16 protein-coding genes and 1 pseudogene are annotated in these 19,391 nt (G+C 72.2%); 12 read left to right on the top strand and 5 right to left on the bottom strand.

Going from position 1 to position 19,391, the window contains the following annotated elements; genetic code table 11:
- Positions 1-90: 90 nt before the first annotated feature.
- The 4 genes from AC6JBM_RS51710 (at position 91) to fabF (ending at position 3,778) form a co-directional block, all read left to right on the top strand.
- Entirely contained in the window at positions 91-1,245 is a 1,155-nt protein-coding gene (locus AC6JBM_RS51710; RefSeq protein ID WP_497980856.1) for an acyltransferase domain-containing protein, read from the top strand.
- Complete coding sequence (locus tag AC6JBM_RS51705) at positions 1,242-2,195, top strand: beta-ketoacyl-ACP synthase III (RefSeq protein ID WP_497980855.1); 954 nt, start codon at positions 1,242-1,244, stop codon at positions 2,193-2,195. Before AC6JBM_RS51710 ends, AC6JBM_RS51705 begins: the two co-directional genes overlap by 4 nt.
- A 53-nt stretch (positions 2,196-2,248) precedes the next feature.
- The gene (locus tag AC6JBM_RS51700; RefSeq protein WP_350618774.1) at positions 2,249-2,494 is read left to right on the top strand and encodes an acyl carrier protein; all 246 of its coding nucleotides are present in this window, start codon (positions 2,249-2,251) and stop codon (positions 2,492-2,494) included.
- Between the two features lie 66 nt (positions 2,495-2,560).
- A complete protein-coding gene (gene fabF, locus AC6JBM_RS51695) occupies positions 2,561-3,778 on the top strand; it encodes a beta-ketoacyl-ACP synthase II (RefSeq protein WP_497980854.1) in 1,218 nt (405 codons plus the stop codon).
- 442 nt (positions 3,779-4,220) lie between these two features.
- Here the strand turns inward: fabF and AC6JBM_RS51690 are convergent, their stop codons facing one another.
- Together AC6JBM_RS51690 and AC6JBM_RS51685 are read right to left on the bottom strand one after the other, a co-directional pair.
- Positions 4,221-5,873: a glycoside hydrolase family 3 protein gene (locus AC6JBM_RS51690; protein ID WP_497986725.1), complete on the bottom strand. Its 1,653-nt coding sequence runs from the start codon at positions 5,871-5,873 to the stop codon at positions 4,221-4,223.
- A 69-nt stretch (positions 5,874-5,942) separates the two neighbouring features.
- The gene (locus tag AC6JBM_RS51685) at positions 5,943-6,434 is read right to left on the bottom strand and encodes a DUF3145 domain-containing protein (protein WP_350618768.1); all 492 of its coding nucleotides are present in this window, start codon (positions 6,432-6,434) and stop codon (positions 5,943-5,945) included.
- Between the two features lie 254 nt (positions 6,435-6,688).
- On the opposite strand from AC6JBM_RS51685, the gene AC6JBM_RS51680 reads away from it, so the two are divergent.
- A complete protein-coding gene (locus AC6JBM_RS51680; RefSeq protein WP_497980853.1) occupies positions 6,689-7,021 on the top strand; it encodes a hypothetical protein in 333 nt (110 codons plus the stop codon).
- A 162-nt stretch (positions 7,022-7,183) separates the two neighbouring features.
- On the opposite strand, the pseudogene AC6JBM_RS51675 reads toward AC6JBM_RS51680, so the two are convergent.
- Positions 7,184-7,282 (bottom strand): annotated as a pseudogene (locus AC6JBM_RS51675) (regulatory iron-sulfur-containing complex subunit RicT); the annotation flags it as partial.
- A gap of 179 nt (positions 7,283-7,461) precedes the next feature.
- On the opposite strand from AC6JBM_RS51675, the gene AC6JBM_RS51670 reads away from it, so the two are divergent.
- Complete coding sequence (locus AC6JBM_RS51670) at positions 7,462-8,460, top strand: alpha/beta fold hydrolase (protein ID WP_497980852.1); 999 nt, start codon at positions 7,462-7,464, stop codon at positions 8,458-8,460.
- Here AC6JBM_RS51670 and AC6JBM_RS51665 read toward each other — a convergent pair.
- Positions 8,447-9,448, bottom strand: coding sequence for a saccharopine dehydrogenase family protein (locus AC6JBM_RS51665; protein ID WP_497980851.1), 1,002 nt, complete (start codon positions 9,446-9,448; stop codon positions 8,447-8,449). The genes AC6JBM_RS51670 and AC6JBM_RS51665 overlap by 14 nt on opposite strands.
- A 58-nt stretch (positions 9,449-9,506) precedes the next feature.
- Between AC6JBM_RS51665 and AC6JBM_RS51660 the strand changes: the two genes are divergently transcribed.
- The 5 genes from AC6JBM_RS51660 (at position 9,507) to galK (ending at position 15,932) form a co-directional block, all read left to right on the top strand.
- Entirely contained in the window at positions 9,507-10,157 is a 651-nt protein-coding gene (locus tag AC6JBM_RS51660; protein ID WP_497980850.1) for a DedA family protein, read from the top strand.
- Between the two features lie 102 nt (positions 10,158-10,259).
- Complete coding sequence (locus AC6JBM_RS51655; protein WP_497980849.1) at positions 10,260-12,419, top strand: HelD family protein; 2,160 nt, start codon at positions 10,260-10,262, stop codon at positions 12,417-12,419.
- A 427-nt stretch (positions 12,420-12,846) separates the two neighbouring features.
- Entirely contained in the window at positions 12,847-13,626 is a 780-nt protein-coding gene (locus AC6JBM_RS51650; protein ID WP_360370246.1) for a DeoR/GlpR family DNA-binding transcription regulator, read from the top strand.
- Positions 13,627-13,639: 13 nt separating this feature from the next.
- On the top strand, positions 13,640-14,728 hold the full coding sequence (galT, locus tag AC6JBM_RS51645) for a galactose-1-phosphate uridylyltransferase (RefSeq protein WP_497980848.1): 1,089 nt from the start codon (positions 13,640-13,642) through the stop codon (positions 14,726-14,728).
- An 82-nt stretch (positions 14,729-14,810) separates the two neighbouring features.
- Positions 14,811-15,932, top strand: a complete 1,122-nt coding sequence (gene galK, locus AC6JBM_RS51640; protein ID WP_497980847.1) for a galactokinase — start codon at positions 14,811-14,813, stop codon at positions 15,930-15,932.
- Here galK and AC6JBM_RS51635 read toward each other — a convergent pair.
- A complete protein-coding gene (locus AC6JBM_RS51635; protein ID WP_497980846.1) occupies positions 15,929-18,043 on the bottom strand; it encodes an NPCBM/NEW2 domain-containing protein in 2,115 nt (704 codons plus the stop codon). The genes galK and AC6JBM_RS51635 overlap by 4 nt on opposite strands.
- 253 nt (positions 18,044-18,296) lie before the next feature.
- Here AC6JBM_RS51635 and AC6JBM_RS51630 point away from each other — a divergent pair, with 253 nt between their 5' ends.
- Positions 18,297-19,385: an ABC transporter substrate-binding protein gene (locus tag AC6JBM_RS51630; RefSeq protein WP_497980845.1), complete on the top strand. Its 1,089-nt coding sequence runs from the start codon at positions 18,297-18,299 to the stop codon at positions 19,383-19,385.
- The last annotated feature ends 6 nt before the right edge of the window (positions 19,386-19,391 follow it).

The raw sequence follows: 19,391 nt of genomic DNA, 5'->3' as shown, positions 1-19,391 counted from the left end.
ATCTTTTGTATGGTTCCTACAAGTGAGGTCGTCCACTTTGGTGTCTAGCGCTACCGGCGTGACTGTAGGGGATCCGGAAAAGTCTTAGACGTGCTTGCCGTACTCGCTCCAGGCCAAGGCTCCCAGAAGCCCGGCTTCCTGGCCCCCTGGCTCGCCCGGCCCGGCGTCGAGGCCCGCCTGCGCTGGTGGTCCGCGCTGTCCGGGGTCGACCTCGTCCACCTGGGCACCGAGGCCGACGCCGAGGAGATCAAGGACACCGCCAAGACCCAGCCGCTGCTCGTCGCCGCCGCGCTGCTGACCGCCGAGCAGCTCCCGCTGCACGACGCCGCGGTCGTCGCCGGGCACAGCGTCGGCGAGCTCGCCGCCTCGGCCCTCGCCGGGGTGCTGACCCCCGAGGCCGCCATCACCCTCGCCGGGGTGCGCGGCCGCGAGATGGCCGCGGCCTGCGCGCTCGAGCCGACCGGGATGAGCGCCGTGCTCGGCGGCGAGCCCGACGAGGTGGTCGCGGCGATCGACGCCGCCGGGCTCTACGCCGCCAACCGCAACGGGGCCGGCCAGATCGTGGCCGCCGGGTCCCTCGCCGGGCTGGAGAAGTTCGCCGCCGAGCCGCCCGCGCGGGCCAAGGTGATCAAGCTGCAGGTGGCCGGGGCGTTCCACACGCCCTTCATGGCCCCGGCCGAGGCCGCCCTGGCCGCGGTCGCCTCCGGCATCACCCCGGGCGCCCCGAGCCGGATCCTGCTCTCCAACCGCGACGGCGCGGCGGTCGGGCACGGCCCGGCCATGCTGCTGCGCCTCGTGCGGCAGGTGACCGCGCCGGTGCGCTGGGACCTGTGCATGCAGACCATGGCCGACCTCGGCGTCACCGCGATCGTCGAGCTCGCCCCGGCCGGCACCCTGGCCGGGCTGGCCAAGCGGGCGCTCAAGGGCATCGAGATCGTCACCGTGAACACCCCCGACGACCTCCCCAAGGCGCACTCCGCCATCGCGCGGCACGGGGGCGCCTTCGCTCTGCCGGCGCATGCGCAGGACAGCGTCGCCGTCGCCACCGCCGCGGGCCCGTTCAGCCCCGCGTGTGACGAGGGCGACCGTGTCGAGGCGGGGCAGGTCATCGGTAGTGTGCAGACCGCGCAGGGCCCGATCGACGTCGCCGCGCCCGGCGCCGGCGTGCTCACCGAGTGGCTCGCGCGCCTCGACGACCCGGTCGCCTCAGGCCGGCCGCTCGCCCGCATTGGAGGCCAACTATGACCCCGGCTGCCGGATCGAAGATCCTGGCCTTCGGCCACTACCAGCCGTCCCAGGTGGTCACGAACGACGACCTGTCGAAGGTGATCGACACCAACGACGAGTGGATCCGTGACCGGGTCGGCATCGCCCAGCGGCGCGTGGCCGGCGCCGAGACCGTCGCCGACATGGCGATCATCGCGGGCGGCAAGGCCCTCGCGGCCTCCGGGCTCACCGCCGCCGACATCGACACCGTCGTGGTCGCCACCTGCAGCTCGATCGACCGCTGCCCGAACGTGGCGACCCGCGTGGCCGCCAAGCTCGGCATCAACGCGCCGGCCGCCTACGACCTCAACACCGCCTGCTCCGGCTTCTGCTACGGCCTGGCCAGCGCCGACCACGCGATCCGGGCCGGTGCCGCCCGCAACGCGCTGGTCATCGGGGCCGAGAAGCTCTCCGACGTGACCGACTGGACCGACCGCACCACCGCCGTGCTCTTCGGCGACGGCGCGGGCGCGGCAGTGGTCAGCGCCGCCGCCGAGGGCGAGGAGCCCGGCATCGGGCCCGTGGTCTGGGGCTCGGCGCCCGAGAAGGGCGACGTGCTCAAGATCGAGGGGTGGCGGCCGTACATCAAGCAGGAGGGCCAGGCCGTCTTCCGCTGGGCGACCACCGCCATCGCCCCCTACGCCCAGGCCGCGCTCGACCGGGCCGGCGTCCAGGGCAAGGACATCGCCGCGTTCGTCGCCCACCAGGCCAACACGCGGATCATCGACGGGATCGTCAAGCGCCTCGACCTGCCCAACGCCGTGATCCTCAAGGACCTCGTCGAGTCGGGCAACACGTCGGCCGCGAGCATCCCGCTGGCGCTGTCCAAGGCGATCGAGCGGCGTGAGATCCCCTCCGGCGCCCCCGTGCTGCTCTTCGGGTTCGGCGGCGGTCTGACGTACGCGGGCCAAGTGATCCGCTGCCCGTAGCGGTCTGTTCATCTTTCATCGACGAGCGCGTCAACCCTAGGAAGGAAAGCTCTATGTCCACCCGTGAAGAGATCGCCGCAGGCCTCGCCGAGATCCTCGAGGAGGTCGCCGGGGTCAACCCCGACGACGTCGCCGAGGAGAAGTCGTTCACCGATGACCTCGACGTCGACTCGCTGTCCATGGTCGAGGTCGTCGTGGCCGCCGAGGAGAAGTTCGGCGTGAAGATCCCGGATGACGAGGTCCCGAACCTCAAGACCGTCGGCGACGCCGTTTCGTACATCGAGAAGTCGCAGGCCTGAGCCACCGCCGGGGTCCCGCCCGGGGCCCCGGCGCACCAGGTAGTGCCGTTGAGGAGTTGTTGAGCAGTGAGTGTTGAGGTCGTCGTCACCGGTCTGGGGGCCACCACTCCCCTCGGTGGAGATGTGCCGTCCACCTGGGACGCCATGCTCGCCGGAAAGTCGGGCGTGACACCGCTGACCCAGGAGTGGGCCGCGCAGCTGACCGTCCGGATCGCCGCGCAACTCGCGGTCGAGCCGACGGAGAAGATCGACCGGGTGCAGGCCCGCCGCCTGGACCGCAGCGAGATGACCGCGATCATCGCCGCTCGCGAGGCCTGGGCCGACGCCGGTTCGCCCGACGTGGACAAGAACCGCCTGGCCGTCAGCGTCGGCAGCGGCATCGGCGGCGCGCAGACCCTGCTCAACCAGGACGACATCCTGGAGGCCAGCGGCCCCCGCAAGGTCTCCCCGCACACCGTGCCGATGCTCATGCCGAACGGGCCCGCCGCCTGGATCGGCCTGGAGCGGGGCGCCCGCGCCGGCGTGCACTGCGTGGCCAGCGCCTGCGCCACCGGCGCCGAGGCGATCTCGCACGCCCTCGACCTCATCCGCCTCGGCCGCGCCGACGTCGTCATCGCCGGCGGCACCGAGGCCGTGATCCACCCGCTGCCGATCGCCGGGTTCGCCGCGATGCGCGCCATGTCCGTGCGCAACGACGACCCCGAGGCCGCGTCCCGCCCCTGGGACAAGGGCCGCGACGGCTTCGTGCTCGGCGAGGGCGCGGGGGCGATCGTCCTCGAGCGCGCCGACCACGCCCGTGCCCGCGGGGCCCGCATCTACGCGCGGCTCGCCGGGGCGGGAATCAGCTCCGACGGGTACGACATCGTGCAGCCCCACCCCGACGGCGACGGCGCGGTGAAGGCGATCGAGTTCGCCCTGCGCGACGCCGGCATCGCCAAGTCCGACGTGGTGCACGTCAACGCGCACGCGACCTCGACGCCGGTCGGGGACCTCGCGGAGATCAAGGCGCTGCACCGGGCCCTGGGCGACCACCCGGTGCTCACGTCGACCAAGTCGATGACCGGGCACCTGCTGGGCGCGGCGGGGGCGGTCGAGTCGATCGCGACGATCCTGGCCGTGTACCACGGGGTCGTGCCGCCGACCATCAACCTCGACGACCCGGACGACGGGCTGGACCTGGATGTGGCGGCGCACAAGGCTCGGCACATCGAGATTCCGGCGGCGCTGAACAACTCGTTCGGCTTCGGTGGGCACAACGCGGCGCTGGTGTTCGCGCGCGTCTGAGTTTTCTTGTTCCGGCCGGCTCTCCCAATCTCTTTTTTGGGGGAGCCGGTCGCGTTTTGGCTCGATATGTCGGGCGCTTCGCGCCGCGACATATCGGATTTATACCCTGACGGGCGATAAGTCCGAAAAGTCGTGGCACGGAGTGCCCGACTTTTCGGGAAACCGCAGGTCAGAGCACGTTTTGGGAAGCGTTGACCGGGCTGCCGTGCGAGCCTGAGTCGCACCTGGGCGCTCGTCCAGCTGGCGGCCGTCGCGGGGAAGGCCCTGCACGGGACCGGCGTTCGGCCCCGCGTCGCACTTAGTTAGGCGCCGAACGCCGCTCGCCGCAGGACCCGCGCGCCCGTTCAACTGCAGGCCCTCGCGGGAAGGCCCGCCGCAGGACCCGCGTGGCCGTTCAGCTACAGGCCGTCGCGGGAAGGCCGCCGCAGGACCCGCGCGCCCGTCAGCTGCAGGCCGTCGCGGGCAGGCCCTGTACCGGGACCGGGGTGCGGCCGGGAGCCTTGGCCTTGCCCAGGAGCACGTCCGCCAGCGCGGACATGGAAGCCCGCGAACCCGAGTACGTCGCCAGCAGGGTGCCCTTCGCGGAGCCGAGAACATACGGCGTGTCCAGCGCCACCGTCACCGCCGCCGTCGAGGACAGATCCGCCGAGCCGCGCCCGTAGCCCACCAGGCGCACCTCGGCGCCGCCCTGGGTCACCACCTCGGCGCCCGCGCCGCGCAGGGCCTCCTCCAGCCAGCCCTTCGCCGTGTCCGCGCCGGCCGCGGTGACCCGCACCGGGCCCGTGACCAGGGCGCCGGAGCACTTGCCGCGCAGGACGGTGATCGCGGCTGCGGCGACCGCCCGCGCGGCGTTCTTGCCGTCCGGGCCGTCGACGACACCGAGATCCTGCTTCGGTACCGCCGCCAGCCGCTGCTTCAGCGCCAGAATCCGCGTCACCGACTCGACCACCCGCTGCTTCGGCAGGCGGCCGGACTTGACCGCTTCCAGGAGCCCCTTGTACGCCGCGCTGAGGCTCGGCGGCATGAGCAGGATGTCGTTGCCGGCCAGGATCGCGCGCACCGCCGCCTCGCCCGGGCCCCACTGCTCGGCCGGGGCCATGTTGAGGGCGTCGGTGACGACCACGCCGTCGTACTTGAGCTTGCCGCGCAGCAGGTCGGTCAGCACCTTGCCGGAGAACGAGGCCGGCACGCCGGGGTCGATCGCCTTCACGTCGAGGTGCCCGGACATGACGAGCCCGACGCCGGCGTCGCGGGCGGCGGTGAACGGCGGCAGGTCCGCGGTCTCGAGCGCCGTGAGGTTCTGGGAGAGCACCGGCAGGCTGCTGTGACTGTCGGTCGTGGTGTGCCCGTGGCCCGGGAAGTGCTTGACGGTCGCGGCGACCCCGGCCGCCTGCAACCCTCGCACGGCCGCGGCGACCTGCGGCGCGACCTTCGCCGGGTCGCTGCCGAACGAGCGGGAGCCGATCACCCCGCCGGGCTGGGTGCCGAGGACGTCGGCGTCGGGGGCGAAGTCGACGTTGAGGCCGATCGCGGCGAGCTCGGTGCCGGCCGCCTTCCAGGCCGCCTCGGTGAGCCCGGGGTCCCCGGCCGCGCCGAACGCGAGCGCCGCCGGCAGCTGCACGATGCCGTCGCGGATGCGGGTGACCTGGCCGTACTCCTGGTCGGTGCCGATGAGCAGCGGCAGCCGCGCGGGCAGGCTCAGGGCCGCCTGCTGCAAACCGGTCGTGAGCTTCGCCACCTGGGCCGGCGACTCGACGTTCGTGGTCTTGTTGGTGCCCGCGGTGGGATCGTCGGCGCTGGAGGAGACGAGGATGATGCCGCCGAGGTGGTACTTCTTGATGATGTCGGCCGGCGTGGACGCCCCCGCGTAGTTGCGGTTGGCCGCCGCCGAGCCCGAGGAGACCTTGTCGGCCGTGTTGCCGTACGCGTACGGCATCAGCAGCTGGCCGACGAGCTCCTCATCGGAGAGCCGTCCGGCCAGCGCGGCCGGGTCCTCCCCCGGCACCAGCGCGGACACGGGCCCGCTGCCGCCCGGGTCGGCGCTGCCCTTCCCGTCGTCGGTGCAGCCGCTCGCGAGCAGTGCGAGGGCCGTCATGGACAGCAGGAGGCGGCGCGTGGGACTCGGCACCGCCCAACTCAATCATGACCATGCAACGGGGGTCTCCTACCCGACCCGGGTGAGCAGGGTCATCGGGACGCCGTCGGCGGCATGGCGGTACGGCTCCAGCTCGACGTCCCAGGGTGCGCCCAGGGCCTTCTCCAGCGTGTGCGCGAGGGTCTCGTAGCCGCGCGCGCTCGCCACGAGGGTGCGCAGCCGGTCCTCGGACAGCACGATGTCACCGTTGGCGCTGGTCGAGCCGCGGAACAGGCCGCGTCCGGGCACGTGCATGAACCGCTCCCCGTCCACGCCGGGGCTCGGCTCCTCGGTGACCTCGAAGCGGATCATCGGCCACTGCCGGAGCGCGGCCGCGAGCTCGCCGCCCGTGCCGGTCGCGCCGGACCACGAGCATTGCGCCCGCCGGGCCGAAGGCTCGACAGGCTGAACCGTCCACTCGAGGCGGACCGGCGCGCCGAGGACGCGCGCGATCGCCCACTCGACGTGTGAGGACACGGCGAGCGGTGTCGAGTGCACGTATATGACGCCACGCGTGGGCACGTAAGACCTCCTGGAGACCGAGGTGCGTCTTCCCCTACGACCTCGTGCTCCGCGGGTCATGCCGGCTAGGCGGTGACTGTTGGGACCAATGATGACGATGTTGTCGGCGGCGCGCCAGAGAATCGGTCACACCGGTGCTGCGAAATGTCCAACGGACGAATCATCCATCAGGTAACGCACGTTTCTTGAGGGCTCTCGCAGGCTGTTACACTTTCTTGTCTTCCATACGCATGCCTCGACAAGGAGTTCCCGCCGTGGCGAGCAACACCTCAAAGACCGCGCGGGCCTCAGTCCGCGCCGGTCAGGCCGGTGCTTCCGGCGCCCTCAGCGTGCTGGGTGAGTTCAAGTACCTCATCCCGCTCAACAAGGGCAAGCACGTGTACGTGCGCAACCTGACCAACGGCAAGACCGTGCACCTCAGCACCACCTCCGACGCCTTCGCCGAGGAGATCCGGGTGCTCGCGGCGGCCGGTCACGCCACCAAGATCCGCGCCGAGATCCAGGCCCTCAACGCGGCCGAGCCGAACAACGGCTGGGCCGCCACCGAGCAGCGCCTCGTCGACGCGGGCGTGTTCGAGGCCGCCTGACCGCCGGTCCTCTGTCATCGCGAACGCCGCCGGGCCGCTGCCCGGCGGCGTTTGTCGTTCCCGGAAACGGACTATCGTCGCGTATCCCCTGTCGGGCGATAAGTCCGAAAAGTCGCGGCGCGGAGCGCCCGACTTTTCGATCAGCGCCCGCGGCGCCCGACCCGCCCCGACAGCGAGGGCCGTCGTCTGGAACGAGGCGTACAGGGGATGTTTGCACTTCAAGCAGCACATGAGCCACCCGCAGGCGCCCGAGATGCGCAGCCTCGCGGGGGAACCCGAGGGTGAGGCAGCGTTGTGAGAGCCGCGGCGCAGGGCTGCCGACCTTTCGACCAGCACGGGGGGACCCGAGGGGTGAGGGGGCGGTGAGGGGAGCATTGCGAGACCAGAGCGTTATGGGTAGATGGGGGGTAATCCTGGAAACATCCGGGTAACAATTGACCATGGGTACCGTCGCTGTCACGCCCGTACGGGCCAAGGACGGCGCCCAGCTGTACGGCGTGCTCCATCCCGCCGCGGCCAAGGTCCCCGGGCAGCGGCCGGTCACGGTGGTCCTCCTGCACGGCTGGACGCTCGACAACCGGCTGTGGCGCCGGCAGATCGCCGACCTGCCCGAGCGGCTCGGCGCACCGGTGCAGATCCTCGCGTTCGACCTGCGCGGGCACGGGCGCTCCGACGCCACCCGCGGATCCGACGCCACCCTCGAGCAGCTCGGCGACGATCTCGCCGAGGTCATCCAGCAGCTCGTCCCGCGCGGGCCGATCGTGCTCTGCGGGCACTCGCTCGGCGGGATGGCGATCATGGAGTACGCACACCGGCACGCGGCCTCGTTCGCGCGCCGCGTGGTCGGGATCGTGCTCGTGTCCACGTCGGCCGAGGGGTCCTCGCGCACGAGCTACGGGCTCAGTCCCCGGCTCGCCCGGGTCATGCGGGTGCTCGAGGTGCAGGGGGCCGGGCTGCTCGCCCGCTCCGGCGCCTGGCGGCCGCACCGGCGGCTGATGCCGCTGCTCGCGCCCGGCGTGCGCTGGCTCGTCTTCGGCCACCGGGTCGACACGAGCTGGGTCGCGCTCACCGCGTCCATGGTCGGCAACGCCCCGCTCTGCGCCATCGGCGGCTTCCGGCCCTCCGTCGACCTGCACCACCGGGTCGAAACCCTGGCCGCGATGCGGGGACTGCCGGTCGCGGTGCTGGTCGGCTCGGCCGACCGCCTCACCCCGCCCGCGTGCGCCGAGACGATCGCGCGGGAGCTGCCCGACGCCGAGCTGCGCGTCTGCGACGAGGCCGGGCACATGCTGCCGATCGAGCGCCCGGACAGCGTGACGGACGCGATCGTCTCCGTGATCCGCCGCGCCGGGCCCCGGAGCCGGCGCACCCCGCGCCAGCGCGCGGCCGTCAAGGCTGTCAAGGCTGTCAAGGCTGTCAAGGCCGTCAAGTCAGGCTGACGCTCACCCCGTCGAGCGTCCGGACGAAGCCGGCGCCGAGCGCGGACGAGGGCGTGTGCACGCCGGGAACCACCTCGCCGGCCATCACCCGCTGGACGGCGCGCAGGGACGCGTCGGCCGTCAGCGCGTAGGCGTTCGGGCCGGTCAGCGTCGCCGCGCGGGTGGCCCCGGCGGCGTCGCGGACCTCGGCCCACGCCTCGCAGCCGCTCGACTCGCGCACGGACGCGGCCGGGCCGCCGGGGCGGACCAGGGCCTGAGCCGCCCGCCGCAGCGGCGGGAACCCGAACAGTGGAGCGAGCACCGCACCCGGCGGGATGGGCATGTAGACGGTGATGTCGGGAATACCGGTCGAATGCCAGGCCGTGACCAGGTCGCCCCAGCGGGTCGCGCCGACCCGGCGGACCCCCGACGGGAACGGCACCGAGCGCGAGGGCCGGCCGAAGCGGGTCGCGACCAGCTCCCCGCCGACGCGCCGCAGCGCGCCGGAGCCCATCTCGGCCAGCGCGGTGCGGGCGGTGCCGCGGGACAGTCCCCCGGGCGCCGAGAAGGCCAGCTCCAGGGCGACCGCCCCGGGCAGCTCGGCGGCGAGCAGCGCGGCGAGGCAGTCGGTCGGCACCACGTCGAACCCGGCCCCGGTGATCATCGCGACACCCGCCGCGCGCGCGGCCTCGTCCTGGGCGAACATCCAGGCGAACACGTCCAGCTCGCCGGTGATGTCGAGGTAGTGCACCCCGGCGGCGAGGCACGCCGCCACCATCGGGCGGGCGGTCGCGGCGAACGGGCCGGCGCAGTTCACCACGGCGTCGACGCCCTCGAGGAGCTCGCGGGACGGGGGGCCGGCGCGCCACGGCAGGCCGAGCTCCTCCGCGAGCGCGCGCACCGGGGCCTGCGAGCGGCCGGCCAGCACCGGACGCTCACCCCGGGTCACCGCGAGGCGGGCCAGCAGGGTACCGCTGTAGCCGTTCGCGCCGTACACCAGACAGCCCACGCTCAGGAAACTATGAGACCCTGGGCGGGAACGGAAGTCTCAAGGGGAGGGTCGGCCGGTGCATCACATCGAGGTGTGGATGGGCACACTCTCCCCGATCTGGGTCTACCTGCTGGTCGGAGCCGTGATCGGCGTCGAGAGCATGGGTGTGCCGCTGCCGGGCGAGATCGCGCTCGTGACCGCCTCGTTGCTGTCCGTGTCCACCTCGGTGAACCCGTGGCTCGTCGCCTCCGCCGCCGCGGCGGGCGCGATCGCCGGCGACAGCATCGGATATCTGATCGGCCGGCGGGGCGGGCGCGCCCTGCTGGAGCGATTCGGCCGGCGCTTCCCGAAGCACTTCGGCCCCCCGCACCTGGCCAAGGCCGAGCGGGCGTTCCAACGCTGGGGCGTGTGGGCGGTCTTCTTCGGCCGGTTCATCGCCCTGCTGCGCATCCTCGCCGGGCCGCTCGCGGGTGCGCTCAAGGTGCCGTATGGCAAGTTCCTCATCGCCAACGCCACGGGCGGCATAGTCTGGTCGTTCGGCACCGTGTTCGCGATCTACTCGCTGGGCCGGGTCGCCGAGAAGTGGCTCAAGGACTTCTCGTGGGTGGCGCTCGCGCTGGCCGTCGTCGCCGGGCTCGCCACCACCTTCTACCTGCGTCGCAAGGCGGCCAAGGAGGCCGCGGCCCTGCGCGCGGAGGCCGAGAAGGAGCCTGCGGGCACACCGTGACCCAGGCCGGCAGGAAGCCGACGGCCACGCCGTGATCGAAACGTCCCCGGCTCGCGAGTAAGCTTTCGGGGTTGTTTTTCGCCGGGCGGCAGGAGTAAAGCGTTGAGCGACGCGGTTCGCGACTCGGAGATCGCCGCTGAGCAGGCCTACCTCGACCGGGTCTACGTGCGGCTGGACCAGCTGCGCGTGTCCGCGGCCGAGGTGGAGAAGGCCGGATACAGCCTGGCCCGGGTCGGCAACTTCGGCGCCCTGGTCGAGCGGGACGCGATGGTGTACCACGCGGCCCGGCGCCGGCGGGCCCTGGAGAGCGAGCACGACGGGCTGGTCTTCGGCCGGCTCGACCTCGGGCCCGACGGGGTCTCCGGTGCGGACGCCGCGGCCGTCGAGCCCGCGGTGCCGGACGGCGAGGTGCGCTACATCGGGCGGCTGGGGCTGCGCGACGAGGAGTACGAGTCGCTGGTCGTCGACTGGCGGGCGCCCGCGGCGGCGCCGTTCTACCGGGCCACGCCCGCCGACCGGATGGGCGTGGTGCGGCGGCGCAGCATCCGCAGTACCAACGAAAAGGTCGTCTCGATCGAGGACGACCTGCTCGATCCGGCCGCGGCCCCCGCCGACCTGCCCGTGATCGGGGACGGCGCGCTGCTGGCGAACCTGTCGCGGGCCACCGGCCGGGGCATGAAGGACATCGTCGCGACCATCCAGCGCGAGCAGGACGACGCGATCCGCTCCCCCGCCTCCGGGATCACGATCGTGCGGGGCGGGCCGGGCACCGGCAAGACCGCCGTCGCGCTGCACCGGGCCGCCTACCTGCTCTACGCCGACCGCAACCGGTACGAGAGCGGCGGCGTGCTCGTCGTCGGCCCCTCGGACGTGTTCGTCGGCTACGTGTCGCGGGTGCTGCCGTCGCTCGGCGAGGACACGGCCTCCCTGCGCTCGCTGGGCCAGCTCGTCGAGGGCGTGCAGGCGACCCGGCACGAGCCGCCCGAGGTCGCGGCGGTCAAGGGCTCGCTGCGCATGCAGCGGGTGCTCGGGCGCGCCGCGCGCGGCCCGGTGCCGGGTTCACCCGACAAGATCCGGATTCTGTACCGGGGTGAGCTGCTCACCCTCGACAAGCCCGCCCTGGACGAGCTGCGCCGCACGGTGCTCAACCTCGGTGTGAAGCGCAACGCCGCCCGGGCCAAGGCCGCCGGGCACGTGCTGGACGCGCTGTGGCGCCAGAGCGTGCAGCTGCTCCCGTCGGGCCGGCAGCAGCAGCGGGCCGAGTTCGCCTCGGACATCGCCGAGCGGCCCGAGTTCGGGCAGTTCATGCGCGGCTGGTGGCCGGTGCTGCGCCCCGCCGAGGTGCTCGGCTGGCTGGCCGACCGCCAGCGGCTGCAGCGGTGGGCGAACGGGATGCTGAGCAACCGCGAGATCGCGACCCTGGCGGCGGCCATCGACCCCGAGTCGCTCTCGGTCGAGGACGTCGCGCTGCTGGACGAGCTGCATGAGTACCTCGGCGATCCCCCGGTGCGCAAGCGCGCCGCCCGCGACCCGTTCCACGTGGCCGAGGGCGTGCGGGAGGTCGCGACGATCTCCCAGCGCATGGCGGCCGCCCGCGAGCAGGCGCTCGAACGCCCGGACGACTACCGCGACTACGCGCACGTCATCGTCGACGAGTCGCAGGACGTCTCCCCCATGCAGTGGCGCATGATCGGCCGCCGCGGCCCGCACGCCACCTGGACGATCGTGGGCGACCCGGCCCAGGCCGCGTGGGCCGACGCCGCGGAGTCGGAGAAGGCGATGGAGGCGGCCGTCGGCACGCGCCGCCGCTCCCTGTTCACCCTGACCACGAACTACCGCAACTCGGCCGAGATCTTCGCGGTCGCGGCCCGGGTCATCCGCGCGGCCCAGCCGGACATCGAGCTGCCGACGGCCGTGCGCTCCTCCGGCATCGAGCCGGTCGAGACCGTCGCGGCGGCCGCGGACCTCGCGGCGGCGGTGCGCTCGGCCGCGGCGGCCCTGCTCGAGCAGGTCGAGGGCACGGTCGGCGTGATCACCCCGACGGCCCGCCGCGCGGAGATCGCCGCGTGGCTCGACGGGCTCGACGGGCAGCGGCTGCAGACGGTCGGGGCGCTGGACTCGAAGGGCATGGAGTACGACGGGGTGCTCGTGGTGGAGCCGGCCGACATCCGCGACGAGGCGTCGACCGGTTTCCGGACGCTGTACGTGGCCCTGTCCCGGGCGACCCAGCGCCTCACGACGGTGGGCACCAGGGACTTCTGAGCCCGCCTCCGGGCTCCGCGGCGGGAGAGATTCGTCGCTTCCTCCTCAGCAAGGCACAGAACCAAACGAGAACCTCCAGTACGGCGACAGTCCTCGGACAACCGGACATTGTCAATGGATCTCGGCTGATGATCAGGAGTGATCTGCCGAGATCAATGCTGCTATGTCCGGAAAAGCCCATCGACGCACATCGGCAGCCCGGGGGACCCGCGCGGGGGGTGCCGCCCACACTTCCCTGTTCGAGTTTGTTGACTTCTGGTCGTCTAGGTTCGAAGCTGTACGCCATGCGAGCGGCCGAGGACTTCCACCGGGCCAGCGGGGCGCGCCGACGTGCGGGAGTCGTAACGTCTGCGGTGGAACCCGTTGTGGGTCCGGTCACTCGCGCAGCCGTGCACACCCCCGCTGCGCCTGCGAAGGGAACGGCGTGATGCTCGCACAGCAACGGCAGGCGGCCATCCTCGATCTGGTCCGCCGCCACGGTGGCGTGCGCGTGAGCCAGCTGGTCCGCCAGTTCGGCGTCTCCGACATGACCATCCGGCGCGACCTCGAGGCGCTGGCCGACCGCGGACTCGTGGACAAGGTGCACGGCGGGGCCACCATCGCCGGGCCCGGCTCCACCGAGGAGCCCGGCTTCGACGCCAAGTCGGTGCGCCAGCGCAACGAGAAAGCGTCGATCGCCGAGCGGGCCGCCAAGCTGATCGAGCCGCACACCGCGGTCGCGCTCTCGGCGGGCACCACCACCGCCGCGCTCGCCGCGCACCTCGTCGATGTCCCGGGACTGACCATCGTCACCAACTCGATCCCGGTCGCCGACACCCTGTACCACGCCGGGCGCCCGGACCAGACGGTCGTGCTCACCGGCGGGATCCGCACCCCCTCGGACGCCCTCGCGGGCCCCGTCGCCGAGGCCGCGATCGGCTCGCTCAACGTGGACGTGCTCTTCCTCGGCGTGCACGGGATGAGCCCGCGGACCGGCTTCACCACCCCGAACCTCATGGAGGCCGGCACAAACCGCCTGCTCGTCGCCGCCGCGCGCCGGCTCGTGGTGCTCGCCGACCACACCAAGTGGGAAATGGTGGGCATCGCGACCATCACGCCGCTCGACGAGGCGGACATCCTCATCACCGACGTCGGGCTGGCCGCGGAGGCGCGCGTGCAGCTCGCCGAGCGCGTCGGTGAGCTCATCGTCGTGGATCCGAACGGTTAACCCTGGAGAACGAGTGAAGCGAACGGTCACCCACCTCGCCGACGGCCGGGAGCTCATCTACTTCGATGAGCGCGACGACGCGTCCCGGGACGCCGTCGACCAACGGGATCTCCCGCCGCCCCCACCGGCGTCGGAGATGCGGCACGACCCGATCCTCGACGAGTGGGTGGCGATCGCCGCGCACCGCCAGGGCCGCACGTTCCTGCCGCCGACCGACCAGTGCCCGCTGTGCCCCTCGACGCCGGAGCGGCAGAGCGAGATCCCCGCGCCCGAGTACGACGTGGTGGTCTTCGAGAACCGCTTCCCGTCGTTCAGCCACCGCGTCGGGCCGGCCCAGGGCGACATCCTGCCCGGGCTCGTGCCGACCCGCCCGGCCGCCGGGCGCTGCGAGGTGGTCTGCTTCACCTCCGACCACAACGCCTCGTTCGCCGCGCTGACGCCCGCCCGGGTGCGCACCGTGATGGAGGCGTGGGCCGACCGCACCGCCGACCTGTCCACCCGCGACGACATCGAGCAGGTCTTCTGCTTCGAGAACCGCGGCGAGGAGATCGGTGTCACGCTCTTCCACCCGCACGGGCAGATCTACGCGTACCCCTTCGTCACCCCCCGCACCCGCCGCATGCTGCGCTCGGCGCGCGAGCACCGGGAGCGCAGCGGCGGGTCGAGCAACCTCTTCGCCGACGTGCTCGCCGCCGAGCGGGCGGCCGGGACGCGGATCGTGGCCGGCAACGAGCTGTGGACCGCGTTCGTGCCCGCGACGGCCCGCTGGCCCTTCGAGATCCACCTGTACCCCAACCGCCAGGTCGCCGACATCCCCGCGCTCACGACCGAGGAGCGCGACGCGTTCGGCCCGCTGTACCTCGAGGTGCTGCGCCGCCTGGACGGGATGTTCGGGCTGAAGATGCCCTACATCGCCGCGTGGCACCAGGCCCCCGTGCGCGTCGCGCGCGACCTGGCCTACCTGCACCTGCAGCTGTTCAGCACCCGGCGGGCGCCGGGCAAGCTCAAGTACCTGGCCGGCTCCGAGTCGGCGATGGGCGTGTTCGTCAACGACGTGCGACCCGAGCAGGCCGCCCAGATGCTGCGGGAGGTCATCCTGTGAGCGGTCCGGAGCGAAGCGGAGGAGCCGATCACCATCGGCTCAGGGCTGGAGCGCCGTCACCGGAGCTTGCGGAGGTGACGGCGTGAGCACGGCGCTGGAACGGCTCCCCGACGGTCCCTGGGACGCCGTGTGGGCGAGCCCGGGCCGGGTCAATCTCATCGGCGAGCACACCGACTACAACGACGGCTACGTGCTGCCCTTCGCCCTGCCGCACCTGACCGTCGTCGGCGGCCGCCGTACCGGTGGCGAGTCCTGGACGGTGTCGTCGGAGCAGACCGGCGAGACGGTGACGTTCGGCCCCGACGACAAGGTCGAGGGCTGGGCCGCCTACGTCGCCGGGGTCGTGTGGGCCCTGCGCGAGGCCGGCCACGATGTCCCGGGCGCGTCCCTGGCGATCGCGTCCGACGTGCCGTTCGGGGCCGGGCTGTCCTCGTCGGCCGCGCTGGGGTGCGCGGTGATGGCGGTGCTGGTGGACCTGGCGGGGCTGGACGTGCCGATGGCGGTGCGGCCGCGGCTGGTCCAGCGGGCCGAGAACGAGTACGTGGGGGCCCCGACCGGCATCATGGACCAGTCGGCCTCGACGCTGTGCCGCGAGGGCCACGCGCTGTTCCTGGACTGCCGGTCGCTGGCCACCGAGCAGGTGCCGTTCGACCTGGCGGCGCAGGGGCTGGCGATCCTCGTGGTGGACAGCCGGGCCCCGCACGCGCACGTGTCGGGCGAGTACGCGGCCCGCCGGCGCAGCTGCGAGGAGGCCGCGAAGATCCTCGACGTAACGGCGCTGCGGGACGTGGAGCCGGCCGGGCTGGAGGCGGCCCTCGCGCGGCTCGACGACGAGGTGATGCGCCGGCGCGTGCGGCACGTGGTGACCGAGGACCAGCGGGTGCTCGACACCGTGGAGGCGCTGCGCGCGGGCGACGCCCGGCCGATCGGGCCGCTGATGACCGCCTCGCACGAGTCCATGCGCGACGACTACGAGATCACCGTGCCCGAGGTCGACACCGTCGTCTCCGCGGCCCTGGCCGCGGGCGCGTACGGCGCCCGGATGACCGGGGGCGGGTTCGGCGGGTGCGTGCTGGCCCTGGTGGACGCCGAGCGCTGCGAGGCGGTCGAGGCGGCGGTGCGGGGGGCGTTCGCCGATGCCGGCTTCGCGCCCCCCGACGCCTTCGTGGTCACCCCGGCGGAGGGGACCCACAAGATCCGTTAGCAGACCAGGCGCGCGTCGGCCCAGTCGGCGTGGTCGTAGTCGATGCTGCCCGCGCCGCCCAGGACCAGGCGGACGTTGGAGCGGCCGGTGACGTCCACGTCGATGGCGACCGGCGCGCCGGCCGTCACCGTCGGGCTCGTGTACAGCGTCGTGCCGTCGCCCAGCACCGAGAACGTCACGCCCGTCGAGCTCGTGCCCACCTCGGCGTCCAGGCCGCCGACGGCGGTGAACCGGGTGCAGCCCGCGGACGGCACGGTGATGTCGCTCGCCGCGTGGGCGCCGACCCCCTTGGGGTAGGACACGCCGCCGACGGTGATGACGCTGCCGTCCGCGGCCGCCTGCTCCCCGTTGGACATGTCCCGCTCCGGCTGGCCCCAGCCGTTGCTGGTCGCGCCCCAGGTGCGGTCGCTGACGGCCGAGCCCGAGCCGGTGCCGCCGCAGACCAGGGCCGGGCTCCCCCAGTCCGCGTGGTCGCTCGTGATGCCGTTCGTGCGGGCGTCCGTGACGCGCAGCTCCAGGTTCAGGTAGCCGCCCGTCGACACGGTCAGGCGGGTGGGCGCCTGGCCGCCGGTCTTCACGCCGGAGTAGCCCAGCAGGCGGCCGTCGCCGTAGACCGCGAAGCGCACCGAGCCCGCGGTGCCCGTCTCGTTGTCGACCCCGACCTGCGCGGTGAAGGTGCGGCAGGCCCGGCCCAGGTACACCTGGACGGCCGAGTCCGCGTGCACGCCGAGGCCCTTGGCGAACGTGGTGCCGCCGATGTTGAGCGTCCCGCCGTCACCGGCCGCCTGCTCGCCGTTGGCGCGGTCGCGCTCGACCGGGCCCCAGCCGTTGCTGGACGCGGCCCACGTCATGTCGCTGACCTGGTAGGTGCCGGCCGCGGGGGCCCCGGACAGGGAGCCCGCGCGGGTGACCCGGAACATGGCGACGCCGTGGGAGGGCACCGAGGCGCTGAGCGCGCCCGTGGTGGTGCCGGTCGCGCCGGTCCAGAGGTTCTTGGTGGCGTACGAGCTGGAGCCGGCGAGTCCGAGGGCGGCCGCGCTCGTCGAGACGGTCGCGGTGGCCCCGCCGCGGTTGAACAGGACCACGGCGACCGATCCGTCGCTCATCGGCTTGGCCCAGACCTCCTGGTCGCCCGTGTCGGCGATGCGGCGGCCCTGGGAGCCGCCCCAGTCCCGGTTCACGGCGATGACGTCGGCGTTGCGCAGCACGCCGAGGGTCGTGGCGCTGACCGAGCGCAGGTCGTTGCCGAGCAGCAGCGGCGCGGACAGCAGCGACCAGAGCGAGAAGTGGGCGACGTTCTCGTCCTGGGTGAGCGAGCCGTTGCCGACCTCGAGCATGTCGGGGTCGTTGTAGAAGCCCTTGCGCGCGAACGGCTCCAGCCCGGCCTGCTGGTCCAGGATCGAGGTGATGCTGCCCCAGCTGGCGTTGATGTCGCCGGTGGTGCGCCAGGAGCTGCCCCCGACGTTGGGGCCGAAGACCCACGGCTGGTCGTCGCCCCAGTTGCAGATGCTGTAGACGATCTGCCGTCCGGTGGCCTTCAGCGCGTCGCCCATCGCCTTGTAGCGGTCGTAGGCGGGGCGGCCCTGGTTGTTGCAGTTGTCGTACTTGAGCAGGTCCACGCCCCAGGAGGCCCACGTCTGGGCGTCGGTGGTCTCGTGGTCGAGGCTCGCGGGCAGTCCCTGGCAGGTGGCGGTGCCGGCCGAGGAGTAGATGCCGAGCTTGAGGCCGCGGGCGTGCACGTAGGTCGCGATGGCCGCGATGCCGCCCGGGAAGCGGGTGGGGTCGGGCTGCAGGCGGCCCTGGGCGTCGCGGGTGCTCGCCATCCAGCAGTCGTCGATGTCGACGTAGGTGTACCCGGCGTCGCGCAGGCCGGTGCTGACCATGGCGTCGGCGGTCGCCTTGATCAGATTCTCGTCGATGTTGCAGCCGAACCGGTTCCAGCTGTTCCACCCCATCACGGGGGCGGTGAGGGGGCCCGGCTGCGGCGTGGCGGTGGCCGATGCGGGCGATGTGACGGTCACCAGGACCGGGACGGATGCCGCGAGGGCCAGGCCGAGGGTCGTGGCGGCGGCGGTCAGGGCGCGTTGCAGCGCCCCGGAAGATCGGATCATCGCAGCTCCCAGGCAGTACGAGATCGAATATGTTGAATATTGTTGTACGCCGCTCCCCATCCCCGCACAAGGTCCCCCATCGATGTCGGTCAGGCATCGATGGGGTCTCGGTCATGTGACAGTTGGTGTTTGGTTTTGGTCGGGTGGGTGGAAAGTCTTGACAGAAAAAGTTGGAGGATGAGTGAATGCGATACACCTCGATGAGGTCCCGCACAGACACCCCAGTCGACCCCTCGCTCAAGGGAGTTGCACCATGATCGATATGCGTGGCCACTGGCGGCCCGCTCTGGCCGTGCTCAGCGCCGCGGCCCTGCTGATGACCGGCTGCGCGAAGTCCGAGGACGACAACGCCGGTTCCGGCACGTCGGCGAACGCCTCCGCCGCCGCGCAGGCCACCAAGTCGGCCGACGCCTCCGGCGCCAGCTGCACGCTGCAGCAGTTCGGCGGCACCAAGATCGACCTGAAGACGGCCCAGGTGGGCTTCTCCCAGTCGGAGAAGGAGGCCAACCCGTTCCGCATCGCCGAGACCCAGTCCATCAAGGACGAGGCGAAGAAGCTGGGCATCCCCGAGGCCAACCTCAAGACGACCAACGCCGACTCGAAGTTCGACAAGCAGATCACCGACGTGAGCACCCTGATCGACCAGGGCGTGCAGCTGCTGATCGTCGCGCCGCTGAACTCCGACGGCTGGGACTCGGTGTTCGCCAAGGCCTCGGCGAAGAAGATTCCGATCATCACGATCGACCGGAAGATCAACGCGAAGAGCTGCACCAACTACCTGACCTTCATCGGGTCGGACTTCGCGGAGCAGGGCAAGCGGGCCGCCGACAAGATGGCCAAGGCCCTCAACAACACCGGCACGGTCGCGATCCTGCTCGGCGCGCCTGGCAACAACGTCACCACGCTGCGCACCAGCGGCTTCAAGGACGAGATGGCCAAGGTCGCCCCGGGCATCAAGATCGTCTTCGAGCAGACCGGCAACTTCTCCCGCGAGGAGGGCCAGAAGACGGCCGAGCAGCTGCTGCAGGCCAACCCGAACGTCAACGGCATCTACGCCGAGAACGACGAGATGGCCCTCGGCGCGGTGACCGCCCTCAAGGGCGCGAGCAAGAAGGCCGGCGACGTCAAGATCGTGACGATCGACGGCACCAAGGGCGCGGTCCAGGGCATCGTCGACGGCTGGATCTACTCGGTCATCGAGTCCAACCCGCGCTTCGGCCCGCTGGCCTTCTCCACCGCCGAGAAGTTCTTCAACGGCGACGCGATCCCGGAGAACATCATCATCTCCGACCGCGAGTACGACTCCACCAACGCGTCGTCCGACATCGGTCTGTCCTACTAGGCCTGG

The sequence above is a fragment of the Dactylosporangium thailandense genome, assembly GCF_059739745.1.
The sequence above is the reverse complement of the archived record's forward strand: the minus strand, read 5'-3'. Positions and strand labels throughout refer to the sequence as shown.